Here is a 19099-nt window from a genome sequence, read left to right on the forward strand (position 1 = left end):
CGCAGTCCGGCCGAGGGGTTGGCCTGGTAGAAGTTGTAGATGTTGATGTCGAAGGTGAGCCCGCGCGCGGCCATGTCGGTGGCCCAGGGGGCGAGCGGTCCGGTGCGGACGGGATCGGCGGGTTTGGCGGCGATGTTGGGATCGGTGCGCGGCTGCGTCTGATCGTTGAACTGCCCCACCGGCGAGGGCTGCTGCGCCAAAGCGCCCGTCGCCGCAGTGAGACCTGCCGCCAGCAGGGCGCTCGCCGTGCCGATCCTGACGCCGCGGCGGCGGCTCGGCCTTGTCTGTGTCATTCGCTCAAGCATCGTCAGTCCCCAACCCGTCCTCTGCGCCGGCCTGTCCCACACGGTTCATCCCGCTTGTCGTGGCGCGGCCGGCGGCTCCCTCGCGGAGCGGTTTTCAGTCGTTTGCTTCCTCCGGAAGCGTGTCGGCGGGCGCGCCGGGCGCGTCCGCCGCAAGAGGTCGTCAGCTCAGTGGCTGATCATCCAGGGCCGCGCGTTCGGGAAGCTCTTGGCCGCAGCAGGCGCGGCCGCCGTCTTCTTCGGCGAGCAGCAGCCGCAGCCGGCCCCGTGGCCGCCGGAGCGCCGCGGCTCGTGGCGGCTGCGCTCGTTGGTGGCGTGGGCCGCCTTGAGGCCCGCATCCATCCCGGAGATCCGCGGGGCGGTGAGGAAGGCGCGCTGGCATTCGCCGCCGCAATCCGGGCAGTCATGCGGGTCCTTGAACTGCGCCATCGGACGCAGGACCGTGAATGGACCACAGCTCTCGCAGGCGTAATCGTAGACCGGCATGATCAGAGATCCGGCGAGAGCGGCATCTGGATCGAGCCGTCCAGGAACTTCGTCGGCCCGGCCGCGGACGGGTTGATGTCGAAGTCGAAGATCCCGGTCGGAATCCAGAGCGTGGCGCAGGCGTTCGGGATATCGACAACGCCGGAGATGTGGCCCTGGACCGGGGCGGTGCCGAGGATCGAGTAGGCCTGCGCGCCCGAGTAGCCGAACTTCTTGAGGTACTCGATCGCGTTGAGGCAGGCTTGGCGATAGGCCACGGTGACGTCGAGGTAGTGCTGCTTGCCGTACTCGTCGACGGAGACGCCCTCGAAGATCAGGTGATCGTCGTATTTCGGCGTAACGGGCGAGGGCTTGAAGATCGGGTTCTTGATCCCGTACTTGGCCATGCCGTCCTTGATCAGGCTGACCTTGAGGTGGACCCAGCCCGCCATCTCGATGGCGCCGCAGAAGGTGATCTCGCCGTCGCCCTGGCTGAAGTGCAGGTCGCCCATGGAGAGGCCGGCGCCCGGCACGTAGACGGGGAAGTAGATCTTCGAGCCGCGCGACAGATCCTTGATGTCGCAATTGCCGCCGTGCTCGCGGCCCGGCACCGTGCGGGCCCCGGTGGCCGCAGCCGCTTCCTTCGCGTCACCCTTCAGCCGGCCCATATGCGCGGTCGGGCCGAAGGGGAGGGTGGCCAGCGCCGGCACGCGGCTCGGATTGGTGTCGTAGAGCGCCTTCTCGCGGGTGTTCCAGGTCTCCAGCATCTTCGGATCGGGCAGGCAGCCGATCAGGCCGGGATGGATCAGGCCGGGGAAGCGCACGCCGGGCACGTGGCGCGACTTGGTGAACATGCCCTCGAAATCCCAGATCGACTTCTGCGCCTGGGGGAAGTGCTCGTCGAGGAAGCCGCCGCCGTTGTTCTTCGAGAAGAAGCCGTTGAAGCCCCACTGACTCTCGGGCTTGGCGCCGATGTCGAGCAGATCGACCACGAGCAGGTCGCCGGGCTCGGCGCCCTCGACACCGATCGGGCCGGAGAGGAAGTGCACGATCGAGAGGTCGATGTCGCGCACGTCGTCGGCGGAATCGTTGTTCTTGATGAAGCCGCCGGTCCAGTCATAGGTCTCGACGATGAAGTCGTCGCCGGGCTTCACGGTCGCGACCATCGGGATGTCCGGGTGCCAGCGGTTGTGCACCATGTCGTTGTCGTAGGCCGACTGCGTGAGATCGACCTTGATCAGGGTCTCGGGCATTTCCTTCGCAGCTCCTTGTACTGTCCAGAATTCAGGCAGCCGTCCCCGTTGCGTGTCCGGCATGAGTCCGGCCGCCCCCGTGGATCGTTGTTGTCGTTCTTCGTTCATCCGGCGCGGATCGGCGCCGGATCGGTTCGGGCGGGGCGCCGGAGCGCCCCGCCGATGGCTCAGCTCGCGAGCAGCTCCTTCAGCGCCGCATCCAGCACCGCGATGTCGTCGGGCGAGGTGCCGGGGCCGCCGGCGAAGTGGCCCCAATAGGTCTCGACCGTCCGCAGCTCCGCATTCGGCATGTGCTCGACCTCGATCGCGCTGTCTTCCGGCGGGAAATACAGGTCGGTGGAGGCCGGCATCACGACGGCCTTGGCCTTGATCGCGCCGAGCGCCTTCTTGACGTCACCGCCGTAAAGGTCGTTGGCGGAGATGTCGCCGTTCTGCCAGGTCCAGAGCATGGCGAGCAGGTTGTTGGCGTCCTTCTCCAGCAGCCAGCCCTCCCAGAAGCCGACGAGGAAGTCCTCGAGCGAGGCGTAGCCCATCTGCTTCAGGTCGGCCTCGACCCGGTAGAAGGTCTGCGAGAAGCCCCAGCCGGCATAGACCCGGGCGGCGGCGCGCAGGCCCTTCTGCGGCTGCTCGGCGTAGAACCCGTCGGCGAAGGCGGCATCCGCCTGGAGCGCCGCCTTGACGCCTTCCAGGAACACGAAGTTGTGCCGCGAGCACTTGGCCGAGCCCTGGAACGGCAGGATACGCTCGACCATGTCGGGGAAGATCGCGCCCCAGTGGAAGGTCTGCAGTGCGCCCATCGACCAGCCGGTGACGAGCTTGATCCGCTCGATGCCGAACTTTTCCGTGACCAGCCGGTGCTGCTGCACCACGTTGTCGTAGGCCGTCACCTTGGGAAAGCGCGGCCCGTTGAAGGGCGCGGGCGTGTTGCTCGGCGAGGACGACAGCCCGTTGCCGAACATGTTCGGCACGATGATGAAGTACCGGTCCGGATCGAGCGCCTTGCCCGGCCCGATCAGCCACTCGTTCTCGAGATGCGTGCCGGAATACCAGCAGGGATAGACGATGACGTTGTCCCGTGCCGCGTTGAGCGTGCCGTAGGTCTTGTAGGCCAGCCGCGCGCCGCGGATCGTCTGCTTCGACTGCAGGACGACGTCGCCGAGCTCGAAGATCTCGTAATCGGCCATCGCGGAGATCCTCAGACCGAGAGGAAGCGGGCGACCTGCGCCTCGTCGATGTCGGCACGGAGACTCTCGTGGACGATCGAGCCGTTCTCGATCACGAGAACCCGGTCGGCCACGTCCATGGCGAAGCTCAGCACCTGCTCCGAGACGACGATCGACAGACCGCGCTCGTCGCGAATCTTCTTCAGCGTACGCCCCATTTCACGAATAATCGAGGGTTGAATACCCTCGGTCGGCTCATCGAGAAGAAGAACCTTCGGATTGCTGGCGAGCGCCCGGGCGATGGCGAGCTGCTGCTGCTGGCCGCCCGACAGGTTGCCGCCGCGCCGGCCCTTCATCTCCAGCAGCACCGGGAACATCGTGTAGAGGTCCTGCGGCACCTTCCGCGAGCCGGTGACGGTCAGGCCCGTCTCGATGTTCTCCTGCACCGTCATGGTGGAAAAGATCATCCGGCCCTGCGGCACGTAGGCCAGCCCCTTCGCCACGCGGGCATGGCTCTTCAGGGTGGTGACGTCGGTGCCGTCCACGGTGATGGTGCCCGACTTCGTCGGGACGATGCCCATCAGCGTCTTCATGAGCGTCGACTTGCCCATGCCGTTGCGGCCCATCACGGCGACGATCTCGCCGGGCGCCACGTTGATGTCGATGCCGTGCAGAACCTCGCTCTGGCCGTAGGCGGCGTGGAGATCGGAGATCGCCAGCATCGGCCGCGCGCCGGTCATGACCGGCGGCACGATGGAAGAGGAGGCGGTGGCGGTCTGGAGCATGATCGGTACGCCTTCAATGGCCCAGATAGACTTCGATGACCTTCGGATCGTTCTTGACCCGCTCCATCGACCCTTCCGACAGAACCTTGCCCTGGTGGAGCACGGTGACGCGGTGGGCGATGTCCTCGACGAACTTCATGTCGTGCTCGATCACGAGCACCGAGCGGCCCTTGATGATCTGGTTGAGGAGTTCGGCGGTCTTGATGCGCTCGCCGACGCTCATGCCGGCCACCGGCTCGTCGAGCATCAGCAGTTCCGGGTCCTGGATCAGCAGCATGCCGATCTCCAGCCATTGCTTCTGGCCGTGGCTCAGGAACTCGGCCCGCTCGTCGAGCTGGTCCTTGAGGAAGATCGTCTGCGCGATCTCGTGGATGCGGTCGCGCACTTCGGCGTCGCGCTTGAAGGTCAGCGCCCCGAACACCGAGCGTCCGCGAGGGAACGAGATCTCGAGATTCTCGAACACCGTCAGGTCGTCGTAGATCGAGGGCGTCTGGAACTTGCGGCCGACGCCGGCCTGGACGATCGCGCTCTCGGAGAGCTTGGTCAGTTCCTGGCCCTTGTACTTGATCGAGCCGGAGCTGGCCCGGGTGCGCCCGCAGATCAGGTCGAGCACGGTGGTCTTGCCCGCACCGTTGGGGCCGATGATGACCCGGATCTCGTCCGGATCGACGTAGAACGAGACGTCGTTGACCGCCTTGAACCCGTCGAAGGAGACGGTCAGGGCCTCGACCGCCAGCAGGAAGTTCTTCTCGTCCGCCGGGGTGCCGATGGGAGCCGAAGAGGGGAGGATGGCCGCGTTCATGGGTGTGTCCTCACTCGGCCGGGGTGCCGTGGGGCAGGGCGGGGCTGGCGGCGGGAGCCAGGCCCTTGGCCTTGCGGAACAGGCGGGGTTCGATGTGCTCGCGCCAGATGCCGGCGAGACCGTTGGGGAAGATCAGCACAACGGCGATGAACAGGGCGCCGAGACCGAACAGCCACATGTCGGGGAAGCTCTCGGAGAAGCTCGTCTTGGCCCAGTTGACCAGCAGCGTTCCCCAGACTGCGCCGAAGAGCGAGAGGCGCCCGCCGACGGCGGTGTAGATCACCATCTCGACCGAGGGGACGATGCCGACGAAGGAGGGCGACATGAACCCGACCTGCAGGGTGAACATCGCGCCGCCGATCGCCGCGAAGGCCGCCGCGAGGCAGAAGGCGAAGACCTTGAAGCCCGCCACCGAGTAGCCCGAGAACCGGACACGGTCCTCCTTCTCGCGCATGGCGACGAGGATGCGCCCGAGCTTCGACTTCTTCACGTACTGCGCCATCAGGATGCAGCCGATGAGGAGCCCGCCATTGACGAAGTAGAGGATGAACTTCGCGCTATCCTGGCGGATGTCCCAGCCGTGGAGGGTGCGCAGATCGGTGATGCCGTTGATGCCGCCGGTGTAGCCCTGCTGGCCGACGATCAGGATGGTCAGGATCGCCGCGATCGCCTGGGTGATGATGGCGAAGTAGGTGCCGCCCACGCGCCGCTTGAACATCGCCACCGAGATGATGAACGCGAAGGCGACCGGCACCGCGACGACGAGGAGAAGCGTCAGCGGCAGGGAGTGGAAGGGTTGCCAGAACCAGGGAAGCGCGGTGATCTGGTTCCAGTCCATGAAGTCGGGAATGCCCGGCGTCGACTGGATCTTCGTATTCTCGACGCTCGAAGCCTCGAGCTTCAGGTACATCGCCATGCAGTAGCCGCCGAGACCGAAGAACACGCCCTGGCCCAGCGAGAGGATGCCGGCATAGCCCCAGCAGATGACGAGGCCGAGCGCGACGAAGGCGTAGGTGAGGTACTTGCCGACGAGGTTGAGGCGGAAGCCGTCGAGCATTAGCGGCAGGACCACCAGGATCACGCCGGCCAGCAGCAGCAGGCTCACCCACTCGATCGGCTTCATGAAGGGGTTGTCGTTGACGGTGACCGCCTTCGACAGGGACTGCATCGGACTTGTCTTCGGGTTCGTCATCGGGGCGCGCTCCTCAGCGACGGACCTTGAGGGTGAACAGGCCCTGCGGCCGCAGCATCAGGATCGCCACCACTGCGAGGAGGGTGAGCACCTTGGCCATCGAGCCGGAGAGGAAGAATTCGAGGGTCGACTGGGTCTGCGAGATCGAGAAGGCCGAGGCGATGGTGCCGAGCAGGCTGGCCGCGCCGCCGAAGACCACGATCAGGAAGGTATCGACGATGTAGAGCTGGCCGGAGGTCGGGCCGGTCGAACCGATCATCGTGAAGGCCGAGCCGGCGATGCCGGCAATGCCGCAGCCGAGGCCGAAGGTGGTGCGATCGACCTTCTCGGTGTCGATGCCGACGGCGCCCGCCATCGAACGGTTGCTCATCACCGCGCGGATCTGCGCGCCGAAGCGGGAGCGATAGATCAGCACCGCGACGCCGAGGGTGATGACGGTGGTGACCGCGATCACGAACAGGCCGTTGATCTGCACCTCGATCGAGTCGGTAACGGGGATCGAGCCCATCATCCATGAGGGCAGTTCCACGCCGACCTCGCGCGGGCCGAAGATCGTGCGGTAGGCCTGCTGCAGGATCAGCGAGAGACCCCAGGTCGCCAGCAGCGTGTCAAGCGGGCGCTTGTAGAGGTGGCGGATCAGGGCCCATTCCACCAGCATCCCCATCGCCCCCGATGCCAGGAAGGCGAGTGCCATGGCGACGAAGAAGTAGCCGCCGAACAGCGAGGGCAGGTAGGTCTGGAAGAAGGTCGAGCAGAGATAGGTGACGTAGGCGCCCAGGATCATGAACTCGCCGTGGGCCATGTTGATGACGCCCATCTGGCCGAAGATGATCGCCAGGCCCAAAGCCATCAGAACGTAGACGGAAAACAGGATCAGACCTGCGAAGCCCTGCATCACGAAGATCGAGCTGAGGTCTGCAAGCGAGTAGTCGCCGAACATGATCGGTGTCCCCGGCGGATTTTTCTGGGAGGGCGCAGCAAGTGTCGGGCCACGCCCGTCATTTCGCGGGCGTCCCCTCCCGCGGGGGAGGGGACCGGAGGGTCGCGACTACTGGTAGCCCTTCGGGAAGGGGTTCGGCTCGATCAGCTCGGGGCTCTCGTAGACCACCTCGAACTGGCCGTTCGGCAGGGCCTTGGCGACGCGGGTCTTCGACCAGAGGTGATGATTCGGGTGAATCTTCACGTAGCCTTCCGGCGCCTCCTTGAACTCGATGCCGGGGGAGGCCTCGACCACCTTGTCGACATCGAAGGAGCCGGCCTTCTCGACCGCCATCTTCCACAGGAACGGGCCGAGATAGGCGGCCTGGGTCACGTCGCCGATGACGGTCTTGTCGCCCCACATCTTCTTGAAGGCGGCCACGAACTTCTCGTTGTTCGGGTTCTTCAGCGACTGGAAGTACTTCATGCAGGAATAGGCGCCGGCGATGTTGTCGCCGCCGATGCCGTCGATCTCGTCCTCGGTGACCGAGATCGTCAGCAGGGTCTGCTTCGAGAGGTCGATGCCGGCTGCCTTGAGCTGCTTGTAGAAGGCGACGTTGGAGCCGCCGACGACGTCGGCGAAGATCACGTCGGGCTTCTTGAGCTTGATCTTGTTGATGACCGAGTTGAACTGCGTGTGGCCGAGCGGGAAGTATTCCTCGCCGGCGACGGTGCCCTTGAGCACGTTCTCGATGTGCTTGCGGGCGATCTTGTTCGAGGTGCGCGGCCAGATGTAGTCCGAGCCGACCATGAAGAACGACTTCGCGCCCTTCTCCTTCGCCACCCAGTCGAGGGAAGCGAGGATCTGCTGCGTCGCCTCCTGGCCGGTGTAGATCACGTTCTTGGACTGCTCCAGGCCCTCGTAGAAGGTCGGGTAGTAGAGCAGGCCGTTATACTGCTCGAAGACCGGCAGCGCGGCTTTCCGCGAGGCGGAGGTCCAGCAGCCCATCACCGCGGCGCAATGGTCGTTGACGAGGAGCTTCTTGGCCTTCTCGGCGAAGGTCGGCCAGTCGGAGGCGCCGTCCTCCTGGATGATCTTGATCTTGCGGCCGAGCACGCCGCCCATCTCGTTGATCTGGGCGATGGCGAGCTTCTCCGCCTGGATCGAGCCGGTCTCGGAGATCGCCATCGTGCCGGTGGCCGAGTGCAGGATGCCGACCGTGACCTCGGTATCGGTCACGGCGAGCCCGGTCGTGTTGACGGCCGAGGTCGGCGCGGCGGCGAACGCCCCCCGCGGCATCATCGCCAGGGCGGGCAGGCCCGCGAGGCCCATCAGAAGCTTGCGCCGCAGGGCCGAGTCCAGACCCTTTTCGCGATCCTTGCCCTTATCGTCCGCCATCGTGCCTCTACCCCTGATCTCGCGTCGGCGCGGCTCTGCCGGTCGGCGGCCCTGCTCGAACGGGGTGAAGGCTAGGCTTGATTGTGCGATGCACCCTATACGCTGTTTTGCGTATGTCCGCCGGGCATCCCGGGCCGTAGCCTGCCACTCTCGATTCCGTGAGCGCGAGGCGTTAGGGAAGTCTCCTGCGGCGCGGTCCGGACACCGTACGGTGTCGGCACCGTGACGGACACGCGGCCGGCCCATTGGCGGGCGGGCGGCGAACCGCCCATTGTGAGGACGGCCCCCTGAGCGCCCGGTCCATCATCCCGATCCGTCGCGACTACAACCGCTTCGTGGCGGACGAGACGCTGGAAGACTACGCCCTGCGCTTCACCGCCAAGTCGGCGCGGCGCTGGTCGCCCTTCCGCATCGCGCAGACGGCGCTCGGCTCGCTCTCGTTCCTGGCGCTGGAGGCGATCGGCGGCACCCTGGTGCTCGCCACCGGCTTCACCAACACCTTCGCGGCGGTGCTCGTCGTCGGGCTCATCATCTTCGCCACGGCGACCCCGATCACGATCTACGCCGCCCGCTACGGGGTCGATATCGACCTCCTCACCCGCGGGGCGGGCTTCGGCTATCTCGGCTCGACCATCACCTCGCTGATCTATGCCGGCTTCACCTTCCTGTTCTTCGCCATCGAAGCGGCGATCATGGCCCTGGCGCTGCAGCTCTGCTTCGGCCTGCCGCTGTGGATCGGCTACATCGTCAGCGCGGGGGCGGTGATCCCGCTGGTGGTCTACGGCATCCGCCTGATCAGCCGCTTCCAGCTCTGGACGCAGCCGCTCTGGATCGGCCTCAACCTGCTGCCGCTCGTCTGCATCTGGTTCTCGGGGCCGGTGCCGTTCGAGGCCTTCACCGGCTATCCCGGCCTGGAGGCGGCCGGCGCGGGCTTCGACCTGCGCCTGTTCGGGCTCGCCTCCGGCATCCTTCTGGCGCTGCTGGCCCAGGTCGGCGAGCAGGTCGACTTCCTGCGGTTCATGCCGCCGCCCCAACATTCCCCTCAAGGCAAGGGCGATTGGCGCTGGTGGACCGGGGTGCTCTCGGCCGGCGCCGGCTGGATCGTGCCGGGGATGCTGAAGATCCTGCTCGGCGCCTTCCTCACGGTGCTGGCACTCGGCCACGGCGTCTCGCCGGAGCACGCCGCCGAGCCGACGCAGATGTACGCCGTCGCCTTCAGCTACGTCTCGGGCTCGCCCGGCCTCGCCGTGGCGCTCACCGGCCTGTTCGTGGTGATCTCCCAGCTCAAGATCAACGTGACCAACGCCTATGCCGGCTCGATCGCGTGGTCGAACTTCTTCTCGCGCCTCACCCACAGCCATCCGGGGCGGGTGGTCTGGCTCGTGTTCAACGTCGCCATCGCGCTCCTGCTGATGGAGCTCGGCATCGACAAGACCATCGAGAGCACCCTGCCGCTCTATGCCTGCGTGGTCTCGGCCTGGGTCGGCGCGCTCGCCGCCGACCTCGCGGTCAACAAGCCGCTCGGCCTGTCGCCGCCGGGCATCGAGTTCAAGCGCGCGCATCTCTACGCCATCAACCCGGTGGGCACGGGGGCGATGGTGCTCTCGCTCCTCGCCGGCGGCCTGATCCATGTCGGCCTGTGCGGCGATGCGCTCCAGCCCTTCGCGCCGATCCTGGCGCTCGCCACCGCCTTCGCCGCGGCGCCTGCCATCGCCTTCGCGACCGGCGGCAAGCGCTACCTCGCCCGCACGCCGCAGACCGCCTGGGACCGGCCGGAGATCTCCTGCCGCGTCTGCGAGCACCCGTTCGAGGCCGAGGACATGGCGCAGTGCCCGGCCTATTCCGGGCCGATCTGCTCGCTCTGCTGCTCCCTCGACGCCCGCTGCGGCGACCTGTGCAAGCCGCATGGACGGCTCGAAGCCCAAGCCGGCGAGACGCTCGCCCGCGTCCTGCCCGCCCGCATCGCCGCCTGGATCGGCGCGCCGCTGGGCCGCTACCTCGCGCTGATGCTGACCCTGATCACGGTGATCGGGCTGATCTTCGTCATCGTCCATGCCGGCGCCGCCGCCGCGCATCCCGAGCACGGCGAGACCCTGCGCGCGGCGCTCACCAGCCTGTTCTTCATCCTGATCGTCATCCTCGGCGTGGTCGCGTGGCTGTTCGTGCTGGCGCAGGAGAGCCGCCGCGTGGCGCAGGAGGAGACCGCCCGCCAGACCGCCCTCTACGAGGCGGAGATCGCCGCCCACAAGGTCACCGACGCCAAGCTGCAGCAGGCCAAGGAGACGGCGGAGGCCGCCAACCTCGCGAAAAGCCGCTACGTCGTCGGCATCAGCCACGAACTGCGCACGCCGCTCAACGCCGTGCTCGGCTACGCGCAGTTGCTGGAGGGCGATCCCAGCATTCCGGAACCGCGCCGCAACGGCATCCGGGTGATCCGCCGCAGCGCCCAGCACCTCTCCGGCCTGATCGACGGGCTGCTCGACATCTCGCGCATGGAGGCAGGCCGCCTCCAGACCCACCGCAACGAGATCCGGCTCGCCGACTTCCTGGCCCAGATCGTCGACATGGTCCGCCTCCAGGCGGAGGGCGCGGGTCTGACCTTCCGCTTCACCCGGCCCGAGATCCTGCCGGCCGTGGTGGCGACCGACGAGAAGCGGCTGCGCCAGATCCTGCTCAACCTTCTCTCCAACGCGATCAAGTTCACGGCCGAGGGCGAGGTCGCCCTGGAGATGACCTATCGCGGGCAGGTCGCGGTTTTCACGATCCGCGACACGGGCCTCGGCATCCCGGAGGCCGATCTCGGCCGGATCTTCGAGCCGTTCGAGCGCGGCTCGATGCCCGCCGCCCGCGCGGCGCCGGGGACCGGGCTCGGGCTCACCATCGCGGGTCTGCTGGCGCAGGTGATGGGCGGCGAGATCACCGTCGAGAGCCGGGTCGGGCAGGGGACCAGCTTCCGGGTGCGGCTGATGCTGGCCTCGGTGAACCGCCCGGCGCCCGCCGCGATGCCGGCCCCGGCGGCGGCGCGCCCCGCCCTGGCGGAGCCCGGCCGCCTCGTCCTCGTCGCCGACGACGATGCGGCTCACCGCGCGCTGATGCGCGAGATTCTGGAGCCCCTCGGCTTCACCGTCGCCGAGGCGCCGGATGGCCCGGCCTGTCTCACCCTGGCGCGGGCGCGCGAGCCGGCCCTGATCCTGCTCGACATCGCCATGCCGGGCATGACCGGCTGGGAGGTGGCAAGGACGTTGCGTGAGACCGGCTTCACCGCTCGCATCGCGATGATGTCGGCCAATGTCCACGAAATCAGCCCGACCCGCGGCGCCGATGCGCCGCACGACGACATCATCGCCAAACCGTTCGACATGCAGGATTTCCTGGAGAGGATCACGGGGCTGCTCGGCACAGCCCGCCCGCTGCCCGCATCGCCCGCGGCGCTGCGCCCGATCCTGCGGCCCGAGCACCGGACGGAGCCTGCGAACGGGGCGGCCGGGGGTGGGGAGACGGTGCCGGCCGAGCATATCGCCGCATTGCTGCGTCTCGGCCGCATCGGCCATGTCCGCGGCATCGAGGCGAAGCTGAACGAGTTGGAGAGCGACGCCGCCGTGCCGCCGGCCTTCGTCGCCCGGATGCGCGGCCTCGTGACGGCCTACGACATGCGCCGCTACGTCGGCGTGCTGGAGGGGCTTGCCCGCGATGCCTGAGGCGCAGCGCGACATCGTCCTCGTCGTCGATGATTCCCCCGATACCCTGAGCTTCCTCACCGAGGCGATCGAGCGCTCCGGGGCCACGGTGCTGGTGGCGGTGGGCGGCGACCTCGCCCTCGACCTCGTCGAGGAGATCACCCCCGACATCATCCTGCTCGACGCGGTGATGCCGGGCATGGACGGGTTCGAGACCTGCCGCCGCCTCAAGGCCAAGGGCCGGCTCGCCCACGTGCCCGTCATCTTCATGACCGGGCTGTCCGAGACCGAGCACATCGTGAAGGGGCTGGAGGCGGGCGGGATCGACTACGTCACCAAGCCGATCGCCCCCGACGAGATCCTGGCCCGCATCCGCGTCCATCTGGCCAATGCCCGCTCCGCGCAGAGCGCGCGGGCCGCCCTCGACACCGCCGGGCGCACCCTGTTCGCGGTCGATGCCGCCGGTTCGGTCCTGTGGTGCACGCCGCAGGCCGCACAGGTGCTCGCCGCGCTCGGCAGTTCAGAGCCGCTCGCCTTGCCGCCGAGCGGGCGCGAGTGGCTGCAACGCTGCCTGAGCGGCCATGGCACGGCCCCCCTGGCGCTCACCGACGGGCAAGGCCGCGCCCATTCGCTCAGCTTCATCGGGCGCACCGGCCCCGAGATCCTTCTGCGCCTCTCCGGCGATCCCACCGCCGCCGGCCTGGAGCGGCTGCGCGAGCGCCTGCCGATCACCGGCCGCGAGGCGGAAGTGCTGCTCTGGCTTTCCCGCGGCAAATCGAGCCGCGACATCGGCGAGATCCTGGGCTTGAGCCCCCGCACGGTGACGAAGCACCTGGAGGGCATCTACGCCAAGCTCGGCGTCGAGAACCGCACCGCGGCCTCGGCGGTGGCGGCGCGGCACCTGCGCGATCTGGACTGAACGGCTCTTTCAGCGGCAAGCGAACGACCGCCTCCGCTCAGCGCCGCCTGCGCCCCACAAAACCCGGTCGACCTGCCCCGGTCGATCGATTTCCCGGTGGCCCGGCGAGACCCGGAGACGGATGCGCGAGAGGTGCGGCCGACAAAACAGCCGCCTGTGCGATCCGCGAGCGCAGTCCGTGACTTGAGGCGGAAGGCGCAGGGGTGTACGGCGCAGGCGTCATGCCTTCGCCGCATTCCACGGGGAAGCAGGCCGCCGTCTCGTTCGGGCAGGAATCGTTCTGCAATCGTGCTGCGCCCGAGGCCGCGCACGGCGATCCGGTGCACCGCGCCAGGAGGGCCGCGCCTCGGACCGACCGGCCGGGCCTGCCATCCCGCGGGGCTACGGCGGCCCGAGTGAGCACCGCGTCACGTTTTTACGCGCCATCCGTTGAAGGGGTCATAACGCCGATGTTCCTTGCCAAGTCTTCCATGGCCAAGCCTTCCGCGCGCGCGCTGCGCGTGGCCGCGATCCTCGCCATGGCGGGCCTGGGTGCCGGCCTGGGCGGAACCGCGCTCGCTCAGAAGAAGCCGGCCGCCCCGGCGCCGACCCCCGCGCCCGCGCAGGCCCAGCCGGCCGCGCCCGCCCAGCAGCAGGCTCAGGCCAACGGCCCGCAGCTCATCAACGTGAAGTCCGAGCCGAGCCAGGCCGACTGGACCAAGGTCTGCGGCAAGGATCAGGGCTCGGGCACCGACGTCTGCTACACCACCCGCGACTTCGTCTCGGATTCCGGCCAGCCGGTGCTCGCGGTCGCGCTCTACGACATGAAGAACGCTTCCACGAAGCAGGAGGTGAAGGTCGTCCGCTTCCTGCTGCCGCTCGGCCTGATGCTGGCCCCCGGCATGCGCTTCGACGTCGACGGCAAGGAAGTGACCGGCGGCAAGTTCGCCGTCTGCTTCCCCAACGGCTGCTTCGCCGAGGCCGGCGGCGTCTCGAACGAGCTGCTGAACGGCTTCAAGAAGGGCACCACGCTCAACGTCCGGGTTCAGAACCAGACCCAGCGCGAGGTGGTGTTCGCGGTGCCGCTCGCCGGCTTCGGCAAGGCCTTCGACGGCCCGGCCATCGACCCGAAGGTGCTCGAGGAGCAGCAGAAGAAGCTTCAGGCCGAGATGGAGAAGCGCAGCGAGGAAATGCGCAAGAAGCTGGAGCAGCAGGGCTCGGCCGGTGCCGCTCCCGCCCCGGCTGCTCCGGCCGCCAGCGCCGCGCCGAAGTAAGCCGCCCGCGCAAACGATCTTTGAGAGGAAAGCCCCGCCGTGCTCGCCACGGCGGGGCTTTCCTTTGGGCCACGGCGCAGAGGGCGCGGACGCTGCGTGCAACCATGTCCGGGGCACGGCGTTCAGCATGTCCCAGATCAGTGGGACGGCAACAGTCAATCGCCAAGTTGTCGTTAACGATGTTTCGCCGACCCGCCTTCGGGATAGCGGTAGCAATGGTGACGAAACGCACCGCGCAATCCCGCTGCACAAGGTTAGGGGTTATTTAACGGATCGAGGCGGCCGCGAAGGAGCCGCAACGGAGTTCAGGCGATGAGCCAGCGCATCGAAGACATCAAGTTCATGGCGACGATGACCTTCGTCACCCTGTTCGGCACCTGCCTCACGGCGCTGGTGGGCTGAAGCCCCCGGCCTGTTCGAGGCCCCATCCGATCCGGATGCTCCCCTTATGGCCCGGATCCGTTAAGAAGCCGCTTCTATCTCTCCCCTCCGCGGGGATGTCGCCGGGATCGGGCCCGGCCGGAAGCGTGAACCTTGCGACACATCCACGTCATCGGCATCGGAACGGGCAACCCTGAGCACCTGACCGTTCAGGGCATCCGGGCGCTCGAGGCGACCGACGCGGTCTTCGCCCTCGACAAGGGGGAGGCCAAGGCCGGCCTGCTCGGCCTGCGCCGGCAGATCTGCGACCGCTACATCGAGGGGCGGCCCTACCGCTTCATTGAGGCCGCCGACCCCGAGCGCGACCGCCGGCCAGCGGATTACGGCGTGGCGGTGGACGATTGGCACGCCGCCCGCGCGGCCCTCTACGAGGGCCTGATCGCCGAGCATCTGCGCGAGGACGAGCGCGGCGCCTTCCTCGTCTGGGGCGATCCATCGCTCTACGACAGCACCCTGCGCATCCTCGACCGGGTGCTCGCCCGCGGCCGCATCAGCTTCACCCACGACGTCATTCCCGGCATCACCTCGGTGCAGGCGCTCGCCGCCGCCCACCGCATTCCGCTGCACGCGATCGGCGAGCCGGTGCGGATCACCACCGGGCGAAGGCTGCGCGACGGGCTGGGCGAGGAGCCGGGCGCCACGGTGGTGATGCTCGACGGCGATCCGCGCTTCGAGGGGCTCGACCCGGCACTGACGATCTACTGGGGTGCCTATCTCGGCACGCCGGACGAATGTCTCGTCGCCGGCCGGCTCGGCGACGTGGCCGAGGAGATCCGCCGTGTGCGTGCGGAGGCGCGCGCGCGCCACGGCTGGATCATGGACATCTATCTGCTGCTCAGGCCGGCCGCCTGAGGCCGCGCCCGCCGGTCTTCGCACTGCGGCATAATGTCGAGGTAGGGAAGCCTCCCGCCACGATAGGCGCCGCCTGAGGCCGATTCTTCCGCGGCTCCCGGCTGCGGCGACAAGAGCCGTCTCCGGCCGTTTTTTCGCCCTGGCAGAGGCCTTGCTTCGCCGCCCTCGCGATGGACATTTCCGGGTCGAACGAACACCCGAACCATCCTGTGGGGGCGAGATATGGCGGCTGGCTCGCGGCGGGCCGTGCGCGGTGTTGCCTGCGCGTCGATCGGACTGGCCGTCGCGCTGACGGCGGGGATCCTGTTCGCCGGGCCAGACCGGCCGGCGAGCCCGCGCGGGGCGATCGATCCGGTCGGCAGCGGCCTCTCGACCCACAGCGCCCCCCTCGCGGCGGCCCCGGAGGCCCCCCCGACCCGGATCGTCCTCGGCCCCGGGGGGCGCGATCTGCGCCTGTCCGGCGAACTGACCGAGGGCGCCGCCGAGCGGCTCGCACGGCTGCTCGCGGCCCATCGCGGGGTCGAGCGCATCCATCTCACCAGCGAGGGGGGCCTGGTCGACGAGGGCGCAGCCATCGGCGCGCTGATCGCGGCGCACGGCCTCGTCACCTACGTGCCGGATTACTGCGTCTCCGCCTGCACCTTGGCGTTCGTGCGCGGGCGCGAGCGCTGGGTTCTGGCGGAGGCGCGGCTCGGCTTCCACGCCCCCTACGAGACCGATCCGTCGGGCGCCGAGATCGCGGTCGACAGTGCGCCCGAGCGGGCCGCCTACCTCGCCGCGGGCGTGAGCGCCGATTTCGTCGAGGCCGCCCTCGCGATCCGGCCGGACGATCTGATGATCCCCGAGGCCGAGACCCTGGTGAGGGCCGGCGTCGCCACCGGCATCGTCGAGGCCGACCGCTTCCCCGATTCCACCCTCGACGACGGCGCCGACGCGGAGCGGGCCCGTGCGGTGATCCTGCACGACGTGCCGCTGCTCGATGCGGTGGAGGCGGGCGTGCCGGGCACGGTCGCGCCGATCGCCGCGTGGTATCTCGACGGCTACCGCCGGGGCCGCCCGGAGGGGGACGCCTTCGCCGGCATCCGCGGGATGGCCGCTCATGCGGTTGCACGGAGCCTCGCGCAGGCCGATCCCGGCGTGCTGGTCGATCTCGGCCGGATGATCCTGCGGGCGATGCAGCGCCCGAGTCCGGACCGGCTGCAGGTCTGCGCGGCGGCGAGGGCGGGGGCAGGCGCCGTACTGACGCGGCCACGGCTCGACGCAGCGCAGCGGGCGCAGGGCCGCACTCTCCTGGCGCGAGCCCTCGGATTGAGGAGTACGGAGGCACCGCCCGCGCCGCAAGGTGTCGGGGATGGGGACCCGGATCGGCCCGATCTTACAACGGCCGCGGCGTCACCCCCCTTCCGCGGGCGCGGCTGCTCGGCCCTGCGCAAAGCTTTCACGGCCGCTCTGGCCCGCCCCGCAGCCGAGGCGGCGCAGGCCCTGCGCCCGCTGCTCTTCCCGGCCGCGCCGGCACAGGTACGTCCGGCGCTCGAAGCTTCCGCGCAGCCGCGATAAGCCGGCGCCCCTCAATGCACCTGCCGCCCGCCGCCGCGCAGATGGCGGGCGAGTTCGTGGCCGACCTCGACGGCCACCTCATCGACGAGGCGGGCCAGTGGCGGGTTGCGCAGGCCGGCCACCAGCCCCTTCATCGCGGCGGCATGGTCGGCGAGGCGGTTGACCTGCCGCTGCGCCTGCTGCGCGTCCGAGCCGACGGGGCGGCGTCCCTCCGTCAGGTCGAAGGCGAGGCCCTGCGTCGTGACCGCACCGGTGGCGGGATCGCGGCCGCAGCGCCCCATCAGGCGCAGCCAGCGGGCGCCGTCCGGGCCGGGCCGTGTGCGGAACTCGGCCTCGAACGGGCGGCCGTCCTCCCCGGCCGCCCGCAGCACGCCAGCGACCCGGACGGCGTCCTCGGCCTCCACCGCCGCCAGCGCCAGCGTCAGGGAGGTGCCGGTGGCCGCCTCAGACGGCACGGCAAGCAATCGGGCGAGGACCGGCGACAGGGCGATCCGGTCGGACGCCGGATCGTGGGCCCAGGCACCGAGGCAGGCCGATCCGGCAAGGGCGGAAGAAAGGTCAGGTTGGAAAGCCGTCATCTCGGGTACCGGCAGGCTTTCTCCGGACGCACGAATCCGCGGCCCGGGGCGCGCTCACGAAGCTCGGGCTCACCGAACGGCACCGCTCCGGTCGCCGCGCCGGAGACGCATCGCGCAATTTGAGGTAAATTCGCTTCGCTGAATCAGCTTGAGGTTAGATTAACAGAGGTTGGTCCGGTGCGTAAAGCGCTCAGGTAGCGGGCGAACTCAATTCCAACCTCAGGTCACATCAGCGACCGGTAGGGACGGCGCCCTTAACGGCCGGTTAACCATGTTGCGCGAAATCCGGGATCTGGGCATCCCGGCATCACAGGACCGGACCGCCCGATAAAACCGAAAACGGTGGGGGTGGCCGGCATGAAAGCGATCACGTTCGTCACGCAGAAGGGAGGCAGCGGCAAGAGCACCCTGTGCATCTCGCTCGCGGTGGCCGCGCAGGAGGCCGGGCATACGGTCTGCATCCTTGAAATGGATCGGCAGGCCACGATCACCGACTGGCTCGATCACCGCGTGGCCGAAAGCCCCGAAGTGGCGCAGATCGACGCCACGCAGATCGACCTCGTGATGGAGCGGCTGGCCGAGTCCTCCTACGACTACGTGTTCATCGACACGCCGGGCATCGATTCCAACGGCACCCTTTCGGCGATCCGCGCGGCGGACCTGTGCATCATCCCCTGCCGGCCGACGCCCGCCGACCTGCGCGCCTTCAAGCCGACGCTCGCCGCCATCTATCGCCTCGAGAAGAAGTTCGCCTTCGTCCTCAACCAGACCCCGCCGCGCTCCTACCGCATCCGTGACGCCGCCGACGGACTCGCCGTGCTCGGCATCCTGCCGGACGTCAACATCGTGGCGCGCAACGACCATCAGGACGCCATCGGCGTCGGCCAGGGCGTCACCGAGTTCAATCCGAAGGGTCAGGCCGCGGGCGAAGTGCGCCGGCTGTGGAGCTGGATCGAGCGCCGGATGCAGGCGACGGGACAGCGCATCCGCAAGGGAGCGGCCGCGGAGACGGCCAAGGACACGAGGAAGCATGTCAAGGCCGCCTAAACTCGACCTCGCCTCGATCGTCGCCTCCGCCGGTCCGGCCGGCGGGGCGCGCAAGGGCGGCGCCCGTTCGGCCGCGCGGGCCAACCCGCCCACGGGCGCGGAGATTGTCCGGCTCGACGTTTCGGCGCCGGCTCCCCGGGCCGCGACCCTGAAGGAGCGGGCCAAGCAGATGTCGGTCTATCTGGAGCCGCCGGTCTACGACCAACTCCGGGATCTCGCCTATGCCGAGCGCACCAAGATGCACGCCCTCATGCTCGAGGCGCTCGACCTGCTGTTCAAGCAGCGCGGCGCCCGCTCCATCGAGCAGGTGCTGGGCGAGAACGCGCGCTGACCGGACCGGCAGGCGTCCCGCGGGTGTGGCCGGCCGGATTGCCGATCCCGTCCGCCGGGCGCCTCCGGGCCCTCCCCACGGATGCGGGCGCGACGTTTCGGACCGTTTCGTCCGCCGCATCAGGGACCTGCGCGCCGTTGCTCGTGCGATCGGTCCGCTTTCCTG

At 68.7% G+C, this 19099-nt stretch carries 16 protein-coding genes and 1 pseudogene; 7 read left to right on the forward strand and 10 right to left on the reverse strand.

Annotated features, from left to right (window positions below; genetic code table 11):
- The 9 genes and pseudogenes from HNR51_RS16715 to urtA form a co-directional block, all read right to left on the reverse strand.
- Window positions 1–305 (reverse strand): annotated as a pseudogene (locus tag HNR51_RS16715) (carbohydrate porin); the annotation flags it as partial.
- 165 nt (window positions 306–470) lie between these two features.
- Complete coding sequence (locus HNR51_RS16720) at window positions 471–788, reverse strand: FmdB family zinc ribbon protein (RefSeq protein ID WP_152277755.1); 318 nt, start codon at window positions 786–788, stop codon at window positions 471–473.
- A 2-nt stretch (window positions 789–790) separates the two neighbouring features.
- Complete coding sequence (gene fmdA / locus HNR51_RS16725) at window positions 791–2020, reverse strand: formamidase (RefSeq protein ID WP_012455431.1); 1230 nt, start codon at window positions 2018–2020, stop codon at window positions 791–793.
- 167 nt (window positions 2021–2187) lie between these two features.
- Window positions 2188–3204, reverse strand: coding sequence for an alpha/beta fold hydrolase (locus HNR51_RS16730; protein ID WP_182555683.1), 1017 nt, complete (start codon window positions 3202–3204; stop codon window positions 2188–2190).
- Window positions 3205–3215: 11 nt separating this feature from the next.
- Window positions 3216–3905 carry an urea ABC transporter ATP-binding subunit UrtE gene (gene urtE / locus HNR51_RS16735; RefSeq protein WP_141954920.1) on the reverse strand — a complete coding sequence of 230 codons (690 nt, stop codon included), beginning with the start codon at window positions 3903–3905 and terminating at the stop codon, window positions 3216–3218.
- A 76-nt stretch (window positions 3906–3981) separates the two neighbouring features.
- Complete coding sequence (gene urtD, locus HNR51_RS16740) at window positions 3982–4770, reverse strand: urea ABC transporter ATP-binding protein UrtD (protein ID WP_012455434.1); 789 nt, start codon at window positions 4768–4770, stop codon at window positions 3982–3984.
- Between the two features lie 10 nt (window positions 4771–4780).
- Complete coding sequence (gene urtC / locus HNR51_RS16745; protein ID WP_012455435.1) at window positions 4781–5962, reverse strand: urea ABC transporter permease subunit UrtC; 1182 nt, start codon at window positions 5960–5962, stop codon at window positions 4781–4783.
- A gap of 13 nt (window positions 5963–5975) precedes the next feature.
- Window positions 5976–6902 (reverse strand): urea ABC transporter permease subunit UrtB, encoded by a 927-nt coding sequence (gene urtB / locus HNR51_RS16750; protein ID WP_012455436.1) that lies wholly within the window; start codon window positions 6900–6902, stop codon window positions 5976–5978.
- 108 nt (window positions 6903–7010) lie between these two features.
- A complete protein-coding gene (gene urtA / locus HNR51_RS16755; protein ID WP_012455437.1) occupies window positions 7011–8279 on the reverse strand; it encodes an urea ABC transporter substrate-binding protein in 1269 nt (422 codons plus the stop codon).
- A gap of 473 nt (window positions 8280–8752) precedes the next feature.
- Between urtA and HNR51_RS16760 the strand changes: the two genes are divergently transcribed.
- The 5 genes from HNR51_RS16760 to HNR51_RS16780 all read left to right on the forward strand — a co-directional run bounded on the left by HNR51_RS16760 (window position 8753) and on the right by HNR51_RS16780 (window position 16978).
- Window positions 8753–11977 (forward strand): hybrid sensor histidine kinase/response regulator, encoded by a 3225-nt coding sequence (locus HNR51_RS16760; protein WP_182555957.1) that lies wholly within the window; start codon window positions 8753–8755, stop codon window positions 11975–11977.
- Entirely contained in the window at window positions 11970–12875 is a 906-nt protein-coding gene (locus HNR51_RS16765; protein ID WP_012455439.1) for a response regulator transcription factor, read from the forward strand. Before HNR51_RS16760 ends, HNR51_RS16765 begins: the two co-directional genes overlap by 8 nt.
- 449 nt (window positions 12876–13324) lie before the next feature.
- Window positions 13325–14128, forward strand: a complete 804-nt coding sequence (locus tag HNR51_RS16770; protein ID WP_182555684.1) for an invasion associated locus B family protein — start codon at window positions 13325–13327, stop codon at window positions 14126–14128.
- Window positions 14129–14662: 534 nt separating this feature from the next.
- On the forward strand, window positions 14663–15421 hold the full coding sequence (gene cobF, locus HNR51_RS16775; protein ID WP_012455441.1) for a precorrin-6A synthase (deacetylating): 759 nt from the start codon (window positions 14663–14665) through the stop codon (window positions 15419–15421).
- A 222-nt stretch (window positions 15422–15643) separates the two neighbouring features.
- Window positions 15644–16978, forward strand: a complete 1335-nt coding sequence (locus tag HNR51_RS16780; RefSeq protein WP_182555685.1) for a COG3904 family protein — start codon at window positions 15644–15646, stop codon at window positions 16976–16978.
- A gap of 11 nt (window positions 16979–16989) precedes the next feature.
- Here HNR51_RS16780 and HNR51_RS16785 read toward each other — a convergent pair whose 3' ends face one another.
- Entirely contained in the window at window positions 16990–17556 is a 567-nt protein-coding gene (locus HNR51_RS16785; protein ID WP_182555686.1) for a hypothetical protein, read from the reverse strand.
- Window positions 17557–17913: 357 nt separating this feature from the next.
- On the opposite strand from HNR51_RS16785, the gene HNR51_RS16790 reads away from it, so the two are divergent.
- Together HNR51_RS16790 and HNR51_RS16795 are read left to right on the forward strand one after the other, a co-directional pair.
- Window positions 17914–18603: a division plane positioning ATPase MipZ gene (locus HNR51_RS16790; protein ID WP_012455444.1), complete on the forward strand. Its 690-nt coding sequence runs from the start codon at window positions 17914–17916 to the stop codon at window positions 18601–18603.
- On the forward strand, window positions 18587–18934 hold the full coding sequence (locus HNR51_RS16795) for a ribbon-helix-helix domain-containing protein (RefSeq protein ID WP_012455445.1): 348 nt from the start codon (window positions 18587–18589) through the stop codon (window positions 18932–18934). Before HNR51_RS16790 ends, HNR51_RS16795 begins: the two co-directional genes overlap by 17 nt.
- Window positions 18935–19099: the final 165 nt, after the last annotated feature.

Origin of the sequence: Methylorubrum thiocyanatum, assembly GCA_014138645.1 — a bacterium.
Lineage (GTDB): Bacteria > Pseudomonadota > Alphaproteobacteria > Rhizobiales > Beijerinckiaceae > Methylobacterium > Methylobacterium thiocyanatum.